The sequence below is a fragment of the Bradyrhizobium sp. Arg816 genome, from assembly GCF_029989365.1.
In the GTDB taxonomy this organism is placed as follows: domain Bacteria; phylum Pseudomonadota; class Alphaproteobacteria; order Rhizobiales; family Xanthobacteraceae; genus Bradyrhizobium.
Genome location: NZ_JAPRAQ010000011.1, coordinates 186,414 through 208,461, shown reverse-complemented (window position 1 = coordinate 208,461; position 22,048 = coordinate 186,414). Strand labels below are relative to the sequence as shown.

The following is a 22,048-nucleotide window of genomic DNA, read 5'->3' as shown; positions in this document are numbered from 1 at the left end:
GGTTGTGCCGTGCCCATCACAACCGCTGCGCTGCATCATTAACGGCAGCTTAATGCGAGACGTTCGCGCTCTTGTCGCGGCCGGCGTTGCGCAGACGTCCGACGACGCCGGTCGGGAAGAAGTAGACGCTGGCGATGAACAGCAGCCCAAGCCACAGCAGCCAGCGGTCGGGATGCAACAGCCCCGGCAGCAGCGGCAGGCCGGCTTCGCTCGCCGCCTTGGAGGCGACGCCCATCAGCGACTGAAGGTAGTTCTGGGCGAGGATGAAGATGGTTGCGCCGATGATCGCGCCGTAGATCGTGCCCATGCCGCCGATCACCACCATCAACAGAATGTCCAGCATGATCGAGAAGCTGAGCGAGGTATCAGGGCCGGCATAGCGCAGCCACAGCGCGTTCAAAATGCCGGCGCTGGCGGCGACCAGCGCGGCGAGGCAGTTGGCGTAGGTCAGGTGGAAGACGGTGCGAAAGCCGAGCGCCTCGGCGCGAAAGCGGTTCTCGCGGATCGCCTGGAGCACGCGTCCGAACGGCGAGTTCACGACACGCAACAATGCGAGGATCATCAGGGCCGAGACGGCAAACACCAGGTAGAAGGTGAGGATGCGGCCGTTGATCTCGAATCCGAACAGGTTCTTGGAGATCAGCACCGTGCCGGGCCGCAGCAACTCCGGCAGCTGGAAGCTGCGACCATCCTCGCCGCCGGTCAGCCAGGAGAGCTGCGAGGCCAGCACCTGGAAGGCGGAGGCGACGGCGAGCGTGATCATGGCAAAGAAGATCGCGGCGACCCGCAGCGAGAACAGGCCGATCGCGAGCGCGAGCAGCGCCGCGAGCGGCAGGCCGACGACGATACCGGTTGCGACCGCGGCCCAGTTCGGACCCATGCCGTACAGCGCGATCGCGATGGCGTAGCTGCCGATGCCGTAGAACATGGTGTGGGCGAACGACACCGAGCCGGTATAGCCGAGCAGCAGGTCGTAGGAGGCGACGAGCGCGGCGAAGACGCAGATCTTGGCCGCGACGTTCAGCGCCTTGGCCCCCGGAAACAGGAACGGCGTCGCCGCCAGCGCCAGGATGATGACGACGAGAACGAGCGTGAGAACGCGGCTGCGCGGCGGGTCGCCGGAAAGAAGCATCATCGGCTGGTCACCGCATAGAGGCCGCGCGGCCGCCACATCAGAATGGCGACCATCAGCAGGATGTTGGAGACGAGGGCGAGTTTTGGCAGCAGGAAGCCGCCGTAATTGGCCACCATCGCGACCAGGATGGCGCCGATGAAGCAGCCTCCGATCGAGCCGAGGCCGCCGATGATGACGACGATGAAAATCAAGACGGTGAGGTCGTCGCTCATGGAGGCGTGGACCTGCTCGCGATAGAGCGCCCACATCACGCCGCCGAGGCCGGCGAGCGCCGATCCCGTCATGAACACGCCGAGGAACAGGCGGCGGATGCGATAACCGAGCGCCTCGACCATCTCGCGGTTCTCGACGCCGGCGCGGATCAGAAGGCCGCGCTTGCTGCGGTTGAGCACGAGCTGGATCGCGATGAAGACGGCGAGGCCGATCAGCATCGCCAGCACACGGTATTTGGCGATGGCGACGTCGCCGAGGATGAAGGAGCCGCGCAGCGATGTCGGCAACGGCATCGGGATGATCTGCGGTCCCCACAGCGCATAGAGCGTCTGTTCCGCAACAATCAGGCCGCCCGTCGTCATCAGGATCTGCTTCAGATGCTGGCCATAGACGGGCAGGATCAGCACGCGCTCGACGACCAAGCCGAGCGCGCCGGACACTGCCATCGACAGCAGCGCCGCCGGCGCCAGCACCGCGAGGTTGATCCACAGCGAATCCGCCTGCATCGAGGCCGCGAACGGCGCCAGCACGAGGGTTGCCACATAGGCGCCGACAGCAATGAAGGCGCCGTGGCCGAAATTGAGCACGTCCATCAGGCCGAACACCAGCGTCAGCCCCGAGGCCATGATGAAGATCATCATGCCCATGGCGAGGCTAGCGGCGGTCAATGTCAGCCAGGTGCTGGGTGACCCCACCAGAGGAATCATCGCAAGCGCCAGTGCGATCGGCAGCAGGATCGGCGCGAGATCGCGCCTCGGCTTCGGCAGCGGATCATTTGCGGCGAGTTCAGTCACTGATGCGCCTCCAGGCTCAGGCCGAGCAGCCGCTCCTGCAGCGGCACGTCGGCGGCGAGCGCCGCCATCTCGCCGCGATGGACGATGGTGCCATTGTCCATGACCAGCACGTTGTCGCCGAGCTCGCGGGCGGCAAAGAAATTCTGTTCGACCAGCAGGATCGTCGCGCCCTTGCGCTTGATCTCCTTCAGGCACTCGATCAGTGCCATGACGATCGCGGGCGCCAGCCCCTTGGTCGGCTCGTCGATCAGCAGCAGCTTGCGCGGCTCGACGATGGCGCGCGCGATCGACAACATCTGCTTCTGTCCGCCCGAGAGGCTTCCCGCCCGCGACAGCCAGAACCGGCGCAGCGCGGGGAAGAAGCCGAAGATCCAGTCGAGCTGGGTATCGTCGAGCGGCCCGTCGCGCGCCGCCAGCACCAGGTTTTCCTTCACCGTGAGGTCGGAAAACACCGCCATGCTCTCCGGCACGTAGCCGACGCCGAGCCGCGCGATGTCGGGCGTGGCGCGGCTCTCGATGCGCTCGCCTGCGAGCGTGATCTCGCCGCTGGAGGCCTGCCACAGGCCCATGATGGTGCGCAGCGTCGTGGTCTTGCCGGCGCCGTTGCGGCCGAGCAGCATGGTGGTCTGGCCCTGGGGGACCGCGAGGTCGATGCCCTGGAGAATGTGGTAGCGGCCGATATGCGTGTGCACGCCGGAGAGTTTGAGCAGATCGGTCATGCGGCGCTCTCGGCAGAATTCTTTGGTGCAACGCCGAGATAGGCTTCCTGCACGATCGGCGAGGCGATCACCTCGGCCGGCGGCCCGTCGGCGACAAGTTGTCCGTTGTGCAGCACGATGATGCGGTCGGCGAGCGAGCGCACCACGTCCATCTTGTGCTCGACGAGGAGGATGATCTTGCTCTTGTCCTGCTTGAGCTGCGCGATGAGGTTCAGCACCACCGGCACCTCGTCGATGCTCATGCCCGCGGTCGGCTCGTCGAACATGAACACTTTGGGTTCGAGCGCGATCATCAGCGCCACCTCGAGCTTGCGCTGGTCGCCATGCGACAGCGCAGTCGCCGCGACACCGCGGCGATTGCCGAGTGCGACCTGGTCGAGGATGGCATCGGCGCGGGCGATCAGGTCGCGGCGGACCATCCAGGGCCGCAGCATGTCGTAATGGGTGCCGCTGGCGGCCTGCACCGCGAGGCGGACGTTCTCTTCCACGGTGAGGTTCGGAAAGAGGTTGGTGAGCTGGAAGGCGCGGCCGAGGCCAGCGCGGGTGCGCAGCGGCGCGGAATGCTGCGTGATGTCGGTGCCGTCGAACAGGATGCTGCCGTGTGAGGCGCGCAGCTGGCCCGAGATCAGGTTGAAATAGGTGGTCTTGCCGGCGCCGTTCGGCCCGACGATGGCGGTGAGCTCGCCGGGGCGGAACGTGCAGGTGACGTTGTTGACCGCGACATGACCGCCGAAGCGGATGGTGAGGTCGCGGGTCTCTAACGTCAGGGCCATCGGGGAAACTCTGGGGAATGTGGAAGAAGCCTCTCCCCGCGCGTGCGGGGAGAGGAGATTTGATCTCAACGCTTGTTGCGGACCGGAACGTCCATGTCCTCGATCTTCAGCTCGCGCACCGGCTCGAGCACGGCCCAGGCGACGTTCGGATCGACCTTGACCTTGAAGTGATACATGCTCTGGAGCGCCTGATGGTCTTCCTTGCGGAACACCATCTTGCCCTTCGGCGTGTCGAACTCCAGGCCTTCCATCGCCGTGATCAGCTTCTCGGTGTCGGTCGATTTCGCCTTGGTGACGGCGGCGACGACGGACATCGCGGCGGCGAAACCGCCCGCAGTGAAGAAGTCCGGCGGTGCGTTGAAGCGCTTCTGGTGCTCGGCGACCAGCCAGTCGTTCACCGGGTTCTTCGGGATCTCGTAGTAATAATAGGTCGCGCCTTCCATGCCGGGCAGGCCCTTATACGCGGCGAGCGCCGGCAGGATGTTGCCGCCGGTGGAGAGCTCGATGCCGTAGCGCTTCGGGTCCATGTCCTGGAGTTTCGCCAGCGGATTGCCGGCGCCGGCCCAGATCACCCAGATCACCTTGCGGCCGGGCTTGTCCTTCAGCGCGTCGAACAGGCGCTGACCGACCGCGGTGAAGTCGGTGGTGTTGGTCGGGGCGTATTCTTCCGCGGCGAGCGTCGCGCCGGTCTTGGCGAGCGCCTCCTTGAAGGCGGCGACGCCGTCGCGGCCGAAGGCGTAGTCCTGCGCCAGCGTCGCCACGGTGACGCCCTGCTTGCCGATCGCGACCGCGTTCGAGATCGCGTCCTGCGACGAATTGCGCGCGGTGCGGAAGATGTAGCGATTCCACTTCTCGCCGGTAATCTGGTCCGCGACGGCGGGCTCGACGATCAGGATCTTCTTGTTCTCCTCGGCGACGGGGAGGATGGCGAGCGCCGCGGCCGACGAGGTCGTGCCGATCGCGATGTCGGCCTTGTCGTCCTGATAGGCTTCCGCGAGTGCGGCCTTCGACAGGTCGGGCTTGCCCTGGTCGTCCTTGGTGATGACGACGATCTTGCGGCCGTCGAGCGTCATGGTGCCCTTGGTGGCGTATTCAAAACCCATCTGCAGGCCGGTTTCGGTCTGCTTGGCATAGGCTTCGAGCGGGCCGGTCTTGCCGTAGATCAGCGCGACCTTGAGGTCGTCCGCGTGCGCGGAGGTTACCGCGGCGAGGGCGAGAATGGTTGTTGTTATGATGAATGATCGACGCACGATGATCCCTCCTGATTCAAAGTTTCTCGGTAACAGCGATTTGCACAAGCTTGCGAACATTGCAATTGAACCTTCCGGCCGAGTGTATCGGCCTATCGAGCATGCATCATTTTTGGGCTAGCCGCGCGCTACGCGTTGCGCCGCCTCCCTCGATCTGGCGCCAGTCCAATTGCGCTTCGTCCGCGCTCTCGAAAATATGCGGCGCTACGCCCCGCCTCTCCAGGGCTTCGCCGAGCTTGATGCGCAGGAAGCCCGACGTGGTGTAGCGCGACACGCCGGAATAGAAGCGATCGACGAGACTGCGGACCATGGCGGAATAATCGTCCATCAACTCCGGCAGGATGGAAAAATTGTCATAATTGACGATGGCGTAGACCCGGCGGCCAAGCGGCGCCAGGCGGGTCTCGACGATGGCCGCGATCGTGTCGATCTCGGCCTTGCTGCGCAGCGGATAGCGCTCGAGGTTGATGAAGAACAGGTTCTGCTGCTCGTCCAGCGTGAAACGCTGGTCGAGCGGGATCGTCAGCAGGCGCTCGCGCAAATCCATCGGGCCCTCGCCGAAGATGCGGGCGTCCATCAGCGCAGGATCGCGCGGGATCAGCGGCTTGAAATCCATCAGGCGCAGGATGTCACGCTCGATGTCGATGCCGGGCGCGACTTCCGTGAGTTCGAGCCCGTCGGGCCTGAGCGCGAAGACGCAGCGTTCGGTGACATAGAGCACGCGTTGTCCGCGCGCCGCCGCGAACGGGCCGCTGAAGGTGACGTGCTCGACCTTGTCGACGAATTTGCGGGATCTTGCTTCCTCAACAATGGCGAGCTCGCCATCGTTGACTACAATCCGCTGTTTGCCGGCAGCAAACGTGCCGACGAACACGACCTCCTTGGCGTTCTGGCTGATGTTGATGAAGCCGCCGGCGCCCGCAAGCTTCGGCCCGAACTTGCTGACATTGAGATTGCCGGCGCGATCGACCTGGGCGAGCCCGAGGAAGGCGGCGTCGAGACCGCCGCCGTCGTAGAAGTCGAATTGATAGGGCTGGTCGATCACCGCCTGGGTGTTGATCGCCGCGCCGAAATCGATGCCGCTCGCCGGGATGCCGCCGATCACGCCGGGCTCCGCCGTCAGCGTGATCAGGTCGATGATCCGCTCTTCATTGGCGACGGAAGCGATCCCCTCGGGCATGCCGATGCCGAGGTTGACGACGCTGTTGGCTTTGAGCTCGAAGGCGGCGCGGCGGGCGATGATCTTGCGTTCGCTGACCGGCATCACCGGCAGCGAGGCGGCACGGACCCGGATCTCGCTGCTGAAGGCCGGATTGTATTGCGTACCAAACGTCTGCCAGTGATGCTCGGGCTTGGCCACGACGACGCAATCGACGAGGATTCCGGGAATCTTGACCTGGCGCGGATTGAGGCTGCCGCCCTCGGCGACGCGCTCGACCTGGGCGATGACGATGCCGCCGGAATTATGCGCGGCCATGGCGATGGCGAGCGCTTCCAGCGTCAGCGCCTCCTTCTCCATGGTGAGGTTGCCGTCGGGATCGCCGGTCGTGGCCCGAATGATCCCGACATGGATCGGAAACGTCCTGTAGAGCAGGCACTCTTCGCCGCGAAGCGTGATCAGCTCCACCATGTCCTCGGTGGTGCGCGCATTCAGCTTGCCGCCGCCATGCCTGGGATCGACGAAGGTGCCCATGCCGACGCGGGTGATGTGGCCGGGCCTGTTCGCCGCGATGTCGCGGAACAGATGCGTGATCACGCCCTGCGGCAGGTTATAGGCCTCGATCTGGTTGGCGATCGCAAGCTGCTGCAATTTCGGCGCAAGTCCCCAATGCCCGCCGATCACGCGCCGGACCAGGCCCTCATGCGCAAAGTGGTTGAGGCCGCGATGCTTGCCGTCGCCCTGGCCCGCGGCATAGACCAGCGTCAGATTGCGCGGCTTGCCTTGCGTGTAGGGTGCATCGCCTTCGTTGGACAGATAGAGCTCCTCCAGCGCGATCGCGATCTCCTCGGCAAAGCCGATGCCGACGAACCCGCCGGTCGCCACCGTGTCGCCGTCGCGGATCAGCATGACCGCTTCGGCCGCCGTGACGACCTTGCCTTTCTCGGAATTGGGCAGATAGGCCAAGGCAGGATGCTGGCTCACGGCGTTTCCTCCCATGTTGGTATTATCAGGAGCGGCTTGCGATAGCCGCTCCGGCACCGTGGAAGCTGCGATCAACCGTTCAGGGCTGAGCGACCTTGCGTGTTTCGGTCGCGAAGTAAACCGACACGATGGTGATGATCGCGAGCGCGATCATGTAGAGCGAGATCGGCCAGGTCGCCGGCGCATAGGCCGTCATCAGGCCCGTTGCGATCAGCGGCGACAGCGCGCCGGCGAAGATCGAGGCGAGGTTGTAGCCGAGCGAGACGCCGCTGTAGCGCACCTTGGTGCCGAACAGCTCCGACAGGAAGCTCGCCTGCGGCCCGTACATCGCGGCGTGGCCGATGGCGAGGCCCAGCACGATCGCGATCCAGGCATATTGCGGGTTCTTGGTCGCCAGCAGCATGAACAGCGGGAACGACATCAGCGCCGAGAACACCACCGAAGATGTAGACCGGCCGCCGCCCGACGCGGTCGGACAGCGCGCCGAAGGCCGGAATGGTGAAGGTCTCGATCGCGGCGCCAATCAGCACGCCGTTGAGCATGTCCTGCTTGTTCATGCCGAGCGATTGCGTGGCATAAGCCAGCACGAAGGTCGCGTAGATGTAGAAGAAGCCGTTTTCGGCGAAGCGCGCGCCCATCGCGAGCAGGATGTTCTTCGGATACATCCTGAGAGCCTCGAGGATCGGCATTTTCACTTCCTGCTTGCTGTCCTTGACCTTCTGGAACTCCGGCGATTCCGCGATGGTGAAGCGGATCCACAGGCCGACCAGCACCAGTGCGATCGAGAACAGGAACGGGATGCGCCAGCCCCAGGCCAAAAGCTGCGCGTCGGTCAGCATCGCCGACACCACCGAGAACACCAGCGTGCCGAGCACGAGGCCGAGCGGCGCGCCGAGTTGCGGCCAGCTGCCGTAAAATCCCTTCTTATCCGCCGGCGCATGCTCGACCGCCATCAGTACCGCGCCGCCCCATTCACCACCGAGGCCAAAGCCCTGGATCAGCCGGCAGGTCACCAGCAGGACCGCGGCCCAGATCCCGGCGGTCTCGTAGGTCGGCAGGAAGCCGATCGCCGCGGTCGCGGCGCCCATGATCAGCAGGGTCAGATAGAGCATGGTCTTGCGGCCGATCTTGTCGCCGTAATGGCCGAACACGACGCCGCCGAGCGGACGCGCGATGAAGCCGAGCGCGTAGGTCGCGAACGCCAGCAGCGTTCCCATCATGGGGTCGAAGGTCGGGAAGAACAGCTTGTTGAAGATCAGCGCCGCGGCGGTGCCGTAGAGGAAGAAGTCGTACCACTCGATGGCCGTGCCGATCAGGCTCGCGGTGGCAACGGTGACGTGTGACGGCTGCCGTGCTTGAAGCTGATTGACGGCGATCGCTCCACTCATCTGGCGTCCTCCCTGTTTGCAAATGCGCATGTGCAGCATGCGTCATTGTGCAAAGCGAAGAGCAAGGTCCGCGCCAGATGCGGTCGCTTTACGCAAAATGGCTTAAAACCCGGCAATTCCCGCACCGGCGTCGGGAAAGAGGTGCAGGGGGCAATGTCAGGAATCCGAGACTCCGGACAAATCGAGTCTCGAAACTCAGACGACGGCCGGTCCCGAAGCGAGGCCGAACTTGGCGAGTTTCTTGTAGAAGGTCGCGCGCGAGATGCGCAGCATCTTGGCGGCTTCGGAGATCTGGCCGTTGCTGGCAGCGAGCGCCTGTTCGAGCGTGTGCTTCTCGAATTCCGCCTCGGCCTCGGCATAGGGCACCACGATGCCAGCCGCTCGCACCGGCGCCGCCGGCCGCGCATCCGTGCCGACGGGAAGGATGCGCGCGAAATCGTCGCCGGTCAGTCGCCCGGAATCGCTGAGGATCAGCGCGCGCTCCAGGACGTTGCGCAGTTCGCGGACGTTGCCCGGCCAGTCGTAACGCGCGAGTGCCGAGAGCGCGCTCGGCGTGATCTTCGCACTGACATAATCGCCGGACGCGCTGATGTCCTCGAGCAGCCGGGCGCTGATCTCGGGCAGATCACCAAGGCAGTCGCGCAGAGGCGGCAGGTCGATCGAGAGCACGTTGAGCCGGTAATAGAGGTCGGGCCGGAATGCGCCGTCGCTGACGCGCTTGCGCAAGTCCACATTGGTGGCGGCGACGATGCGGACATCGACCTTCGAGATCTTGTCGGATCCGAGCGGCTCGATCTCGCGCTCCTGCAGCGCGCGCAAGAGCTTGGCCTGCAGTTGCAGCGGCATCTCGCCGATCTCGTCGAGAAACAGCGTGCCGCCGTCGGCGACCCGGAATTTGCCCTCGCGGCCCTTGCGGTCGGCGCCGGTATAAGCGCCCGGCGCGGTGCCGAAAAATTCCGATTCGATCAATGTGTCCGGGATCGCGGCGACGTTGACGCTGACGAACGGCTTTTCGGCGCGGGATGACGCGTTGTGAATGGCCTGCGCCAGCATCTCCTTGCCCGTTCCGGTTTCGCCGGTGAGAAGCACGGTGACGTTCTGCCGGGCGGCGCGGCCCGCGAGCTCCTTGGCCTGCGCGATTCCCGGCGTCGCGCCGACGAAGTCGGCAAAGGTGAAGCGCGCGGCGCGCGCGTTGGACAATTGCCGCCGCGCCAGCCGCAAATCGCTCTCGAGCTGGGTGACGCGGGCGAGCAGCGGCTTGAGGCTCTCGAGATGATCGTACAGCACGAACCCGATCGCGCCGATGACGTTGCGGTCCTCGTCCTCGATCGGCATGCGCGTCACCACGAGCTGTTCGCCGCCGAGCTCCATGATGTCGAGCAGGATCGGCTCGCCGGTCTCGGCCACCTTCCGCATCAGGCTGTTCGGAATGATCTCCTCGATCGGCCGGCCGATTGCCTCGGATGTCCGCTTGAGGCCGAGCGCCGCGAGGTACTTCTCGTTGACGTAGACGACCCGTCCCTTGCGATCGATCGCGATCGCGCCCTCGCACAGATGCTCCAGCCGCTCGAACAGCGTCACCATCGCCCGCGCGCGGACATAGGCGGGATCGCTGACGGCGGAGGAGGAGGGCATGGCGTACCTCAGGGAAGTCCGCCCGTGTATTAGCAAAAGGGCAGCAATTTCAAAGGGGGAAATGGGTGTTGCGGATGCGAGCCGCCCCACCGCTGTCATGCCCCGGCTTGACCGGGGCATCTAGTACGCCGCGGCCTATCGGTTCAACCACAACCGTCTCGGCGTACTGGGTCGCCCGGTCAAGCCGGGCGACGACATCGAGATTGGAGCGGCTTGTGCCCCTACCGCCGGTACCCGCTCGCCCGCGAATAGCCCTGGCGGTTCTGCTGCGTCGGGCGGCTGGACACGCCGGGGCGGGCTTCGCTGGAGGCGGGCGTCGCGAGCTTGAGCTCCTCCAGGAAGATCGGCCGGGCGAAATAATAGCCTTGCGCGTAGCGGATCTTGGTCGCGGCCTGGAGATAGGCCAGCTCCTCGTAGGATTCGAGGCCTTCGGCGATCACGGTCATCCCAAGCGCTTCGCTCAGGGATTCGATCGCGCGCAAGATGCCCTGGCTGCGCGGACGCTTATGGATGTCGGTGATGAACGAGCGGTCGATCTTGATCTCGTCGGCGGTGATGTCGGCGAGCGCCGAGAGCGAGGAATAGCCGGTGCCGAAATCGTCGATGGAAATGCCGACGCCGAGCTTGCGGAACATCGGCAGGATCTCGGTCTGGAAGTGATTCTTGGCGACGAAGGCGTCTTCCGTCACCTCGATCATGAAGCGCTGCGGAAAGCCGGTCTCGTCCAGCGCGCGCGCGAAACTGCGCATGAATTCGGGGTTGCCGGCCTGCTTGGCGGCGACGTTGATGCTGATGGTCGCCTCCGCGCCGAAGCTGTCGTTGATCAGGTCGATCGACTTGACGATCTCGGCGAGCACGAGATGGGTGAGCTCGTCGATCAGTCCCAATTCGCCGGCGAGGTTGATGAACGAGCCCGGCGCCTGGATCACGCCCTCGTCGTCGCGCAGGCGCACCAATGCCTCGATGCCCGTCACGGCTTGGGTGCGGATGTCGACCTTGGACTGGAACGCGCAGCAGAAGCGCTTTTCGAGGATGGCGAGCCGCAGCGACTGCTCGATCTTCATCCGCGCCTGCGCCTCGCGCTCCATGCTGGCGTCGAAGAACGCCGCCGAGCCCTTGCCGCCGTTCTTGATGCGGTACATCGCGATGTCGGCGTTCTGGCGTAGCGTCTCGAAGCTGCGGCCGTGGTCGGGATAGAGGCTGACGCCGACGGAGGTGGAGGCGAAGACTTCCGAATTGTCGATGAAGAACGGTGCGGTCAGCCGCTCCAGCGTCGCTTGCATGAATTCGGCGACTTCCTCCTGGCTCTGGATCGGGGAGAGCAGCAGCAGGAATTCGTCGCCGGAGATGCGCGAGAGCATGTCGGAATCGCGCAGGTCGCGCCCGAGCCGCTTCGACAGCTCGACCAGCAGCGCGTCGCCGACGGCGTGGCCGTAATAGTCGTTGATGTGCTTGAAATTGTCGACGTCGAGAAAGGCGAGCGCGAAACGCTCGTCTTTGCCGTCGCGCGCGAGCAGGCTGCCGGCGCGATGCTCGATCACGCGCCGCGAGGGCAGGCCGGTTAGCTCGTCGAAATAGGCTGAGCGGAACAGCTGGTCCTCGAAGTTCTTCTGTTCGGTGATGTCGGAGGAGGCCGAGATCAGCAGCTCGCGTCCGGCGACGCGGACGGGGCGATGGGTGGTCAGCAGCACCTGGCGTGCAGCTCCGTCGTGGAGCGCTTCCTCGGAGATGACCGCCTCGCCGGACTTCAATGCCCGCTGGCAGGCTTCCCGGCGCGGCGTCAGATCGGGCGACGGACGGCTGCCGTCCATGCCGAGCTGGGCGGCGGCGACGTCGTTAACCAGGAGAAGGTCGCCTTGCGCGTCCTGCACGGTCAGACCGGCAGGCAGCATTCTAATGATTTCCTTGAGAAATCCGAGCTCGGCTTCACTCGCGCCGGAATATCTGTTGTCGTTCATAGAAGTCATGAATCTTGTTGTTTCAGCGCGCCTTTGCAATGGACGCGATCTTGCGCAGTTCCCTCTTAGGTTTGGTTAAGGGGTACGGAGAAATACGGGGGTGTTTTGCGGCGATGCGACGCGCCCGACCCATCGTCATTAACGGAGCGTCAACGCGCCAAGCGAAACTGCGAGCGGAGCGCGCGTCTCTTGCGTTCGTGCCGCGTCTAGCCGTTTTGCGGGATGCGGCATTGCATGATGCAATGCAGGCCGGTCTTGAGATACGAGACCTCGGACTTGCCGTCGAAAGCCGACAGCGCCGACTTCAGCAGCTTGGTGCCGAAGCCGGGCTCGGAGACCTTGTCGATGCTCGGGCCCTCGGTTTCATCCCAGGTGACGGTCAGGCGGTCGCCATTGACGGTCCATGACACCTGCAATAATCCGCGCGGCGAGGAGAACGCGCCATACTTGCCCGCGTTGGTGGCGAGCTCGTGAAACATCAGCGACAGCGTGACCGCGAGCTTCGGCGGCAGGAACAGCCGGTCGCCGTTGAGCGTGAAGCGGACATGGCCGTAAGGTCCGAGCTCCGCGATCAGGAGATCGCGGATATCGCAGCCGCCCTTGTCGATTCGCGAGATCAGATCGTCGGTTGCGGCCAGCGACCGTAGCCGCGGGTCGATCCGGGCCCAGACCTGCGGCTGGTCGTGCAGCACCTGGTGCAACACGGCATGCGCAGTCGACAGCTTGTTCTTCAGCCGGTGCTGGAGCTCGTCGACCAGCAGCTTGCGATACTCTTCCTCCTCGATCAGGCGTTTGGAAATCCGGCGCTGCTCCGCCAGCATCGCGCGATAATGCTCGACGCCCCAGATGGTGAGTGCGGAGACGCCCCAATAGAGGGTCAGCAAGGTGAACCTGGAGCGATCGGCAAAAGCGTCGCTGAAATTGACGACGACGCCGAGCACGCCGCCGACCAGCGCGGTGATGATGCCGATCCGCAAGCCGCCGAATGCGGCGGCAAAGAACACGGCCGGAAAATACGGGGTGAAGTAGACGTCGGGCCGCACATGCGCGAGACCCCAGCGCGCCACCGTCGCAACCAGCAGGCAGGCAACCGCGAAGCCGAGACTCAGCGCGAGCGACGGCGGCGCCACGCCCTGCCAGCCCTTGCGGAATTCGTCGATCAGCTTCTCCATGCCCGGCCCGGTTGCGCTATGCGCGCGTAAATCGAGAGAGGAGCGGGAATGTTACGCATGTCGCATGCACAAGCAAAGCTTGCCTTGTCGCGGACCGGCAGGAATAGTGACCGTCGCGGCGCCGAGATCGATCGGCGTCCGCCATTTGACATCAAATCATTCGAAAACAGGAACATTCCATGGGTAGGTTGGATGGCAAGGTTGCGGTGATTACGGGCGCGACGAGCGGGATCGGCTTGCGTACCGCGGAAGTCTTCGTTGCCGAAGGTGCCAAAATTGTGATCGCGGGGCGGCGCATACCGGAAGGCGAGGCGCTGGCGAAGCAGCTCGGGGTCAATTGCATCTTTCGCCAGACCGACGTGACGGTCGAAGCGCAGATGCAGGCGCTGATCGCGCTCGCGGTGGAGAAGTTCGGCCGGATCGACTGCCTGTTCAACAATGCCGGCGGCCCGGCGCAGACCCGGGGGCATTGAAGGCCTCGATGTCGAGCGGTTCGACGCGGCGATGGCGACCCTGGTGCGCAGCGTCATGCTCGGCATGAAGCATGCCGCGCCCGTCATGAAGAAGCAGGGGTCTGGCAGCATCATCAACAATGGCAGCATCGCAGGCCGTCTCGCCGGCTTTTCCTCCTCGGTCGTCTATGGCGCGGCCAAGGCGGCGGTGATCCATCTCACCAAATGCGTGGCGATGGAGCTCGGCGAGTCCAACGTGCGCGTCAACTCGATCTCGCCCGGCGCGATCGCGACCGGCATTTTCGGCAAGGCGCTGGGGCTCGCGACCGATGCCGCGGAGGCGACGCCGGCCGTGATGCGCGAAGTCTTCAAGACCGCACAGCCGATCCCGCGCGCGGGCCTCCCTGATGACATCGCGCAGGCCGCGGTGTTTCTGGCGAGCGACGAATCCAGCTTCGTCAACGGACACGATCTCGTCGTCGACGGCGCCGTCACCGGCGGCCGCAACTGGAGCCAGCAGCAACAGGGCTACGTCGCCATGCGCAAGGCGTTCGATCAAGGGGCGTAGTCGCTGTGGGCGACGGCGCCGTAGGGTGGGCAAAGCGAAGCGTGCCCACCAATGCTTTCTTCGCGAGGAATGGTGGGCACTACGCGCCTTTGCCCACCCTACGAGAGCGGTGCCTACACCGCCTTCACCCGCACCTTCAACCCGTCCCGCGGCTTCGGGATCGGCCACATCTGCCAGTCTGGCTTGTAGCCCGGCTCCAGCGACACCTCGATGTTCTGCAGGAAGTGTCGCGCAAAACACTTCGCCTGCATGTAGGCGAAGTGCAGACCGAGGCACATATGCGCCCCGCCGCCGAACGGCACCCAGGCGAAGCGATGCCGGTTGCGCTGGGCTTCCTCGGTGAAGCGCAAGGGATCGAAGCGATCCGGCTCCGGCCAGATGTCCTTCATGTGGTGGGTGTAGAGCGGATTGACGCCGACGGCGGTGCCGGCCGGAATCGTAAAACCCTTGAAGGTGAAATCGCGCATCGCGCGGCGCGGCATCGACGGCACCGGCGGCTTGATCCGCAGGGCCTCCTTGAACGCCATCTCCGACAGTGGCATTTTTTCGAGGTCGTCGAAGCTGCTCGGCGAACCCGGTGCGAGTCCCAAAGCAAGAACCTCTGCGCGCAATCTATCCTGCCAGTCCGGATTGGCGGCGAGCTCGCCGATGAAGGAGGTCAGCGACGAGGTCAGCGTGTCGTGCGCCGCCATCATCAAGAAGCTCATATGGTCGATGATGTCCTGCTCGGAGAGCAGGGCGCCATCCTCGTGGGTGGCCCGGCAGAGCTGCGAGAACAGGTCGTCGCCGCCGTGATTGCCGCGTCGCAGCGGGATCTGCTCTCGGAAATAGGCGACGATGCGCTTGCGTCCCTTCACGCCGGCCGCCATCTGCGTGCCCGGCAGCGGCCGGCGGATCGGGGCGACCGCGGCCGCGACCATGTCGACGAACGCGCGGTTGATCTCGTCGACCTCCGGCCCGATATCGGCGCCGAGGAAGGACGCCGCCGCGAGGTCGAGCGTGAGCTGCTTCATTGCCGGATAGAGCTTCATCTCGCCAGGTTTCGCCTTCCACTGCGCGACGCGCGCGGCGATGCCGTGGTCGAGATCGCTCAGGTACGACTTCATCGGCCCCGACTTGAACGCGACCGACAGCGCCTTGCGATGCAGCCGGTGCTCGTCGAAATCGAGCAGCATCAGGCCGCGCGGAAACAACAGGCCGAGCACCTTGTTCCAGCCATGGGTCGACGAGAACAGCTTTTGCTGGTCGAACAGCACGAGCTCGTTGGCCTCGGGGCCGAGCAGCACGACATTGGTCTCGCCGAAAATATGGGTGCGGTAGACCGGGCCGTATTTGGCGCCGTTCGCCTCGATATGTCCCTTGGGATCGGCGAGCACCTGAAAGGTCTTGCCGATGACCGGCCAGCCCTCGTCGCCGGGGATGTGCGTCAGCTCGTTGCGCCTGGGCGCGGTGAACTGAAGCGCAGGGGCGGCCACATTCTGCATCGACATGACGGTTGCTCCGGTTGACCGACCGAACAGGCGCGCGAACACAGATGACTACGGCCCGCGCCAGCTGACCGGGGTCAGCATAGCACAGGCCGGTATGTCTTTCTTGTGAACGTCGTTACATGCGTAGTCCCAACGGGCCTTACCGCTTCGCCGCTTCCTTCTGCAAATCCGGGGCGTTGACGGCGGGAATGGCGACGCGGCCGGCGCCGGTGACCTTCAGGGCCTCTGCGGCCTTCTCGTTCTCCATGATCTTCGCCATCACCGCCTGCCCGGCGCGTTCGAAGATCGCGCGGTTCTCGATCACGAACTTTTGCGACTTGCGCAGTCCGTCGATATAGCCGTTGATTTCAGGCACGACGTAACGTGCCACCAGGTCCCAGCTTCGGCGGGTATTCTCGGGGTTGGCCCAATCGTGCACGAAGCCGATCACGGCGCCGACGCCGCCCGACACCTGCATCACGTTCTTGATCATCTTGACGAGGTCGTCGGGCGTGCCGATGACGGAGGCCGCACCCTCGACGAAAGCGGTCTTGTCCACGGCCTCGTCGGGTGAGGCGAACGCGGTCAGGCCCGGCCGCTGCAGCGTGCCGACATTGTATTCGTTGTGCCAGCGCATCAGGCCGGCGCCGGCTTCGCGGCGGGCCTGCTCGCGGGTCTCGGCGAGGTGCCAGGTCAGCAGCACGCGCCAGTTCGCCCGATCCACCTTGGTGCCGTGCTTCTTGGCGGCGTCCTCGGCGAACTGCCATTGCTGTTGCAGGGACATCAAGCCCTGCGTCGTCATCGAGCCCAGCGAGATGATGCCGATGCCGTATTTGCCGGCGAGCGTCATGCCCGAGGGCGAGATCTGCGAGGCCACCACGAACGGCATCTCCTCCTGCAAGGGCAGGATCTGGAGCGCGGCGTCGTTCATGGTGAACCAGTCGCTCCTGGCGGTGACGCGCTCGCCGTTGAACAGTCGGCGGATCACGCCGATGGCCTCGTCCTGGCGGTCGCGCTGCGTCATCGGGTCGATGCCGAGCGTGTGCGCGTCCGACGCCAGCGCACCGGGACCGGAGCCGAAGATGGCGCGGCCGCCGGTCATGTGGTCGAGCTGCACCATGCGCTGGGCAACGTTGAAGGGATGATGATAGGGCAGCGACACCACGCCGGTGCCGAGCTTGATCCGCTTGGTGCGCTCGCCGGCCGCGGCCAGAAACATCTCGGGCGAGGCGATCATCTCCCAGCCGGAGGAATGGTGCTCGCCGCACCAGAACTCGTCATAGCCGAGCGCGTCGAGCTGCTCGACCAGGTCGAGATCGCGCCGGAACTGGAGCATCGGATGCTCCCCGATCGGGTGATGCGGGGCAAGGAAGGCTCCGAACTTCAGGCGCGCCATGGCGTTCTCTCCGGCTGAATTTTCTGTTTGTTGAGGCGATGAGGCTACGTGGTGGGGGCACTGAACGCAATCGCGCGATGTCCCGCGCGGCGGAATGCAGATATGTGCTGAGGCGAGATCAGGTATCTCGTCTCCCTCTCCCCGTTCTTACGGGGAGAGGGCGGGGTGAGGGCCTCTCTCCGCAGATGAGATCGTCGTGAGACCTGTACCCCCTCACCTGGATCGCAAGAGCGATCCGACCTCTCCCCGCAAGCGGGGAGAGGTAAGAGAACATCACCGCGTCATCCTGTTCCACGCATCCAGCCCGGCGATCTTGTACGCCTCCGCCAGCGTCGGATAGTTGAACGTGTTCTGGATGAAATAGTCGATGGTGCCTTTGAGGTTCAGCACGGCCTGGCCGATATGGATCAGCTCGGTGGCGCCTTCGCCGAGGATGTGCACGCCGAGCAGCCGGCGCGTCTTGGTCGAGAAGATCATCTTCATCATGCCGCTGTTCAGCCCCATGATGTGGCCGCGGGAAGTCTCGCGGAAGCGCGCGATGCCGACCTCGTAGGGAATGCCGCGCGTGCGCACCTCTTCTTCGGTGAGCCCTGTGGTCGATATCTCCGGCACCGAATAGATGCCGTAGGGGAAGAACTCCGGCGGCGCGAGCGGCTCCATGCCGAGCGCGTGGCAGGCGGCGACGCGTCCCTGCTCCATCGAGGTGGAAGCGAGGCTCGGAAAGCCGATCACGTCACCGGCGGCGTAGATGTGCGGCACGCTGGTTTGCAAGGTGACAGGATCGACCGAGATGCGGCCGCGATGATCGACGACGATGCCGGCGGCTTCGAGGTTGAGCCGGTCGGTCGCGCCGACGCGCCCCGCCGCGAACAGCAGCATTTCCGTGGTGACGTGCCGCCCGTCCGAAAGGTTCGTGACGATGCCACCCTGCGCGGTCTTCTCGATAGCGTTGACCTTGGCGCCGAGCCGCAGCGCGACGTTGCGGTCGCGCAGCTCGTGCACGAACTCGTCGATCAATTCCTTGTCAATGAAATCGAGGAAGGTCGGCCGCGGTTCGATCAGGGTCACCGGCACGTCGAGCGCGCTGAAGATCGTGGCGTATTCGACGCCGATTACGCCGGCGCCGATCACGGCCAGGCTGCGCGGCAGCTTTGGCAGCTCGATGATCTCGTCGCTGTCGAGCACGGTGGTGCCGTCGAACGGCACGTAGTCCGGGCGGAACGGGCGCGTGCCGCAGGCGATCAGGATGAAAGCGGCCGACACCACCTTCACTTCGCCGATCGCGCTGGTGATCTCCACTTCGTGTGGCGAGACCAGGCGCGCCTCGCCATTGGCGGTGCGGACCAGATTGCGGCTGAACTGATGCTCGAGCACCTCGACCTCGTGATCGAGCGTCTTCTGCAAGCGGATCATCAGGTCGCTCGCCGCGATGTCCTGCTTCACCTTGTAGGAGCGGCCGTAAAAGCCGCGCTCGCGCCAGCCGGACAGATTGAGCACGGTCTCGCGCAGGGTCTTTGAAGGAATTGTGCCGGTGTGGACGGAGACGCCGCCGACCCGCCGGCCCTTCTCCACCACCAGCACGGCCTTGCCGAGCTTGGCACATTGCACCGCGGCCCGGCGCCCCGACGGGCCCGAGCCGATCACCACCATGTCGTAGTCGTACATCCGGAAGACTTCCGCGCCCGCAAACCCAGTGGGAACCGACATGCAGCAATCGGGCCAAAGCGGCAAGGGGAAAGCAAGTCCTACCTCGGAGGTAATCGCACCGATGACGCCGATCTGCGAGTTTTGCGCGCAAATAAATCGCTGAAGGCTCGCGCGAAAATGCATCAAACCGTCACAAAACCAGTCGATTCGTCGCGCCGCTGGGGAGTGCTGGCGATCGTCGTCGCCGCGCAGTTCATGTTCGGCGTCGATGCCTTCATCGTGAACGTCGCCATTCCGACCATCGCGGTCGATCTGCATGCAACGCCGGCGCAGATCGAATCCGTCATCGCAATCTACCTGATCGCCTACGCGACACTTGTCGTCACCGGTGGTCGCCTCGGCGACATCCACGGCACGAAGAATGTCTTCCTGGCCGGCGTGCTCGGCTTCACGGTGACCTCGCTGTGGTGCGGCCTCGCGCAATCTGGCGCGGAGCTGATCATCGCGCGGCTGGCGCAGGGCGCGACTGCAGCGTTGATGGTACCGCAGGTGCTGGCGACACTGCATCTGCTGTTCACCGACGAACAGCGCAGCCGCGCTTTCGCCATCTACGGCATCGTGCTCGGGCTCGCAGGCGCCGCGGGCTTCCTGCTCGGTGGTCTCCTGGTCACGATCGACCTCGCCGGGACCGGCTGGCGCTCGGTGTTCTTCGTCAACGTGCCCTGCGGCCTCGTCATTGCGGCCGCCGCCTGGCGCATCATGCCGTCGGTGCCGCGCCGGGCCGGCACGCGGCTCGACATCAAGGGGAGCATGGTGCTGTTCGCGGGGCTGTTGTGCCTGATCGGACCGCTGCTGTTCGGTCACGATGTCGGCTGGGCGCCTTGGCTATGGGCCGTGATGGCGAGCGGCGGCGCCATCCTTGTCGCGTTCTTGAAGCTCGAGCATGCGGTGGCGCGCGCCGGCGGCATGCCGCTGATCGATCTGACGCTGCTGTCCGACGCAGCCTTCCTGCGCGGGCTCGGCGCGGCGTTCTTTTTCTTCGTCGCCAATCTCTCGTTCTATCTCGTCATGACGCTGTTCATGCAGCGCGGTCTGAAGATCCCGCCGCTCGCGGCCGGCATGGCCTTCATTCCGCTCGCGCTGGCTTTCGTGGTCGCATCGCGTCACAGCGGCGCGCGGGCGCGCCGTCGCGGGACCAAGGTCTTGATCGAAGGCTGCATGCTGCAGATCGCGGGCCTCGCCGCACTCGCGCTGGTCACAGGTTATATCGATGCGCCAGCGCCGATCTTGCTTGCACTCGTCATGATCATCTTCGGCTACGGGCAGGGGCTGGTGATGGCGCCGCTATCCGGTGCGGTGCTCTCGACGGTGAAGCCTGTCGCGGCAGGCTCGGCGTCCGGCATGTACGGCACGACGGCGCAGATCGGAAATGCGGCCGGAGTGGCCGCAATCGGCGCGGTGTTCTTCACGGTTGAAGCGCTGCAATCAGCGCGCGCAGGCTTGTTCGTTTCGCTCGCCGTGTTTGCGGCGTTAATCACGATCTGCGCCGCATTTCTGGCGTGGATGCGCCGCGTCTCTGCATGAAGTTGAGGCATTGCGGTTAATCTATGCGGATTCCTGCGGATTTCTGCGTGATTTCGGGTGATTGACAGCACACGGGCTTTTTATTTTGCACCGCAGCAACTATTTGGTTTGGGTGAACGTTGAACGTCGCCTGCCAGGAGTTGCCGTGTCGCTTGCCAAAAATCTTGCTCTCTTGAGACATCTGCCAAAGGTGGATGGTCTGCGCCTTGCCGAATTCGGCCGGAGCGCGGACGTGTCCAGCCCGTTGGAAGAAGTCACGGGCTTCGGCGACAATCCCGGAAGCCTGCGCATGTTCGCGTTCGTGCCGGCGCAGCTCCAGAAGCCGCGCGCGCTCGTCGTCGTGCTGCATGGCTGCGGCCAGACCGCCGCTAGCTACGATCTCGGTGCGGGATGGTCGACGCTCGCGAAGCATTACGGCTTCGCGCTGGTGATGCCCGAGCAGCAGCGCGTCAACAACGGCAACACCTGCTTCAACTGGTTCAATCCGGAAGACACTGCGCGGGACGGCGGCGAGGCGCGGTCGATTCGCGAGATGATCGCGCATATGGCCGAAGCGCACCGCATCGATCCCAGGCGCGTCTTCATCACCGGTCTCTCCGCCGGCGGCGGCATGACGTCGGTGATGCTCGCGACCTATCCGGAAGTCTTCGCGGCCGGCGCGGTGATCGCCGGGTTGCCCTATGGCATCGCCTCGAACCTGCGCGAGGCGCTGGACGGCATGTTTCATTCGCCGGCGCGGCCGGAGCGCGAGCTCGGCGATTTCGTGCGGCGCGCCTCGAACCATCGCGGGCCCTGGCCGAAGATGTCGGTGTGGCACGGCAGCGCCGACCGCACCGTCAATCCCGGCAACGCCAGCGAGATCGTCAAGCAGTGGCTCGATTTGCACGATCTGCCGGCCGTGCCGATGGCGGAGACCATCGTCGACGGCTATCCGCGCCAGGCCTGGTGGAACAAGGACGGCGAGACGCTGGTCGAGTCCTACGCCATCACCGACATGGCCCACGGCACGCCGCTCGGCCTCGCCGACAATGATCAGCGTTACGGCATCGAAGGCGCGTTCCTGATCGAGGCCGGTATTTCCTCGTCGTACCACATCGCGAAGTTCTTCGGCCTCACCGGCTGGATTCCGGACGCGGCCGGGAAGAAGGCCGGGCCCGGGACGTTGCAGCCGGCGCTTTCACCCGCGCCGCATCTCGCCCGCTCGATCCGTGCCGCAATCGCCGAAGAGTCGGCCGAACCGAAGCGCGCGGCGGCGCGCGGCTTCGATCTCGGCCAGATCATCACCCGCGCGCTGACCGCCGCGGGATTGATGAAGTAACCCCACTGTCGTCCCGGGGCGCGACGTAGTCGCGCGCCCCGGAATGACGGCTACGCCGTCTGATCGATCCATTCGATCGGCGCCACGGTCACCTCGCCGCCGGCGACCTTCCGCGTCATCTCCTGATAGGCCTTGAAGAAGTCGCGCGATTGCAGCGCTTTTTGCGCGGCCTCGTCGGTGACGCTGGCGAGGTGGAAGTAGCTGGCGTCGTCGCGGTTCTTCAGGACCCGATAGCCGATCCGCCCCTTCAACTCCGGATCGCCTTCGATCGCCTTGATGAAGCGGCCGATCTCCTGGTGCCAGGCTTGCGTCGTGCCGTTCCTGAATTCGTACCTGATCATGAAGTGCTTCATGTGACGCTCCCTGTTCGTCATGTGCGCCATCATCTGCGCCTTGCAGGCGACCCTGCAAGTATGGACAAAATTGATAGTATG

At 64.7% G+C, this 22,048-nt stretch carries 16 protein-coding genes and 1 pseudogene; 3 read left to right on the top strand and 14 right to left on the bottom strand.

What is annotated here, in order from left to right; translation table 11 throughout:
- Window positions 1-49: 49 nt before the first annotated feature.
- The 10 genes from OWC48_RS26335 to OWC48_RS26290 form a co-directional block, all read right to left on the bottom strand.
- On the bottom strand, window positions 50-1,135 hold the full coding sequence (locus tag OWC48_RS26335) for a branched-chain amino acid ABC transporter permease (RefSeq protein ID WP_282522574.1): 1,086 nt from the start codon (window positions 1,133-1,135) through the stop codon (window positions 50-52).
- Window positions 1,132-2,142 carry a branched-chain amino acid ABC transporter permease gene (locus tag OWC48_RS26330; RefSeq protein ID WP_282522573.1) on the bottom strand — a complete coding sequence of 337 codons (1,011 nt, stop codon included), beginning with the start codon at window positions 2,140-2,142 and terminating at the stop codon, window positions 1,132-1,134. Before OWC48_RS26330 ends, OWC48_RS26335 begins: the two co-directional genes overlap by 4 nt.
- Complete coding sequence (locus OWC48_RS26325) at window positions 2,139-2,861, bottom strand: ABC transporter ATP-binding protein (protein WP_014491076.1); 723 nt, start codon at window positions 2,859-2,861, stop codon at window positions 2,139-2,141. Before OWC48_RS26325 ends, OWC48_RS26330 begins: the two co-directional genes overlap by 4 nt.
- Window positions 2,858-3,634 (bottom strand): ABC transporter ATP-binding protein, encoded by a 777-nt coding sequence (locus OWC48_RS26320; protein WP_282522572.1) that lies wholly within the window; start codon window positions 3,632-3,634, stop codon window positions 2,858-2,860. Before OWC48_RS26320 ends, OWC48_RS26325 begins: the two co-directional genes overlap by 4 nt.
- A gap of 65 nt (window positions 3,635-3,699) precedes the next feature.
- Window positions 3,700-4,884 carry a substrate-binding domain-containing protein gene (locus OWC48_RS26315; RefSeq protein ID WP_282522571.1) on the bottom strand — a complete coding sequence of 395 codons (1,185 nt, stop codon included), beginning with the start codon at window positions 4,882-4,884 and terminating at the stop codon, window positions 3,700-3,702.
- Between the two features lie 106 nt (window positions 4,885-4,990).
- Window positions 4,991-7,027 (bottom strand): acyl CoA:acetate/3-ketoacid CoA transferase, encoded by a 2,037-nt coding sequence (locus tag OWC48_RS26310; protein ID WP_282522570.1) that lies wholly within the window; start codon window positions 7,025-7,027, stop codon window positions 4,991-4,993.
- 71 nt (window positions 7,028-7,098) lie between these two features.
- Complete coding sequence (locus OWC48_RS26305; RefSeq protein ID WP_282522569.1) at window positions 7,099-8,415, bottom strand: MFS transporter; 1,317 nt, start codon at window positions 8,413-8,415, stop codon at window positions 7,099-7,101.
- 195 nt (window positions 8,416-8,610) lie between these two features.
- Window positions 8,611-10,050: a sigma-54-dependent Fis family transcriptional regulator gene (locus OWC48_RS26300; protein WP_282522568.1), complete on the bottom strand. Its 1,440-nt coding sequence runs from the start codon at window positions 10,048-10,050 to the stop codon at window positions 8,611-8,613.
- 221 nt (window positions 10,051-10,271) lie between these two features.
- A complete protein-coding gene (locus OWC48_RS26295) occupies window positions 10,272-12,008 on the bottom strand; it encodes a bifunctional diguanylate cyclase/phosphodiesterase (RefSeq protein WP_282522567.1) in 1,737 nt (578 codons plus the stop codon).
- A gap of 206 nt (window positions 12,009-12,214) precedes the next feature.
- Complete coding sequence (locus tag OWC48_RS26290) at window positions 12,215-13,180, bottom strand: sensor histidine kinase (RefSeq protein WP_282522566.1); 966 nt, start codon at window positions 13,178-13,180, stop codon at window positions 12,215-12,217.
- 179 nt (window positions 13,181-13,359) lie between these two features.
- Between OWC48_RS26290 and OWC48_RS26285 the strand changes: the two are divergent.
- Window positions 13,360-14,200, top strand: a pseudogene (locus tag OWC48_RS26285) (SDR family NAD(P)-dependent oxidoreductase).
- A gap of 113 nt (window positions 14,201-14,313) precedes the next feature.
- On the opposite strand, the gene OWC48_RS26280 reads toward OWC48_RS26285, so the two are convergent.
- The 3 genes from OWC48_RS26280 to sthA form a co-directional block, all read right to left on the bottom strand.
- Complete coding sequence (locus tag OWC48_RS26280; RefSeq protein ID WP_282522565.1) at window positions 14,314-15,690, bottom strand: cytochrome P450; 1,377 nt, start codon at window positions 15,688-15,690, stop codon at window positions 14,314-14,316.
- A gap of 139 nt (window positions 15,691-15,829) precedes the next feature.
- Entirely contained in the window at window positions 15,830-17,065 is a 1,236-nt protein-coding gene (locus OWC48_RS26275; RefSeq protein WP_247313092.1) for an LLM class flavin-dependent oxidoreductase, read from the bottom strand.
- Window positions 17,066-17,338: 273 nt separating this feature from the next.
- Window positions 17,339-18,730 (bottom strand): Si-specific NAD(P)(+) transhydrogenase, encoded by a 1,392-nt coding sequence (gene sthA / locus OWC48_RS26270; RefSeq protein WP_282522644.1) that lies wholly within the window; start codon window positions 18,728-18,730, stop codon window positions 17,339-17,341.
- 159 nt (window positions 18,731-18,889) lie between these two features.
- Between sthA and OWC48_RS26265 the strand changes: the two genes are divergently transcribed.
- Both OWC48_RS26265 and OWC48_RS26260 read left to right on the top strand, forming a co-directional pair.
- The gene (locus OWC48_RS26265; RefSeq protein WP_282522564.1) at window positions 18,890-20,296 is read left to right on the top strand and encodes an MFS transporter; all 1,407 of its coding nucleotides are present in this window, start codon (window positions 18,890-18,892) and stop codon (window positions 20,294-20,296) included.
- Window positions 20,297-20,441: 145 nt separating this feature from the next.
- Window positions 20,442-21,614, top strand: a complete 1,173-nt coding sequence (locus OWC48_RS26260) for a PHB depolymerase family esterase (protein WP_282522563.1) — start codon at window positions 20,442-20,444, stop codon at window positions 21,612-21,614.
- 50 nt (window positions 21,615-21,664) lie between these two features.
- Here OWC48_RS26260 and OWC48_RS26255 read toward each other — a convergent pair whose 3' ends face one another.
- On the bottom strand, window positions 21,665-21,967 hold the full coding sequence (locus OWC48_RS26255; protein ID WP_282522562.1) for a hypothetical protein: 303 nt from the start codon (window positions 21,965-21,967) through the stop codon (window positions 21,665-21,667).
- Window positions 21,968-22,048 lie beyond the last annotated feature (81 nt).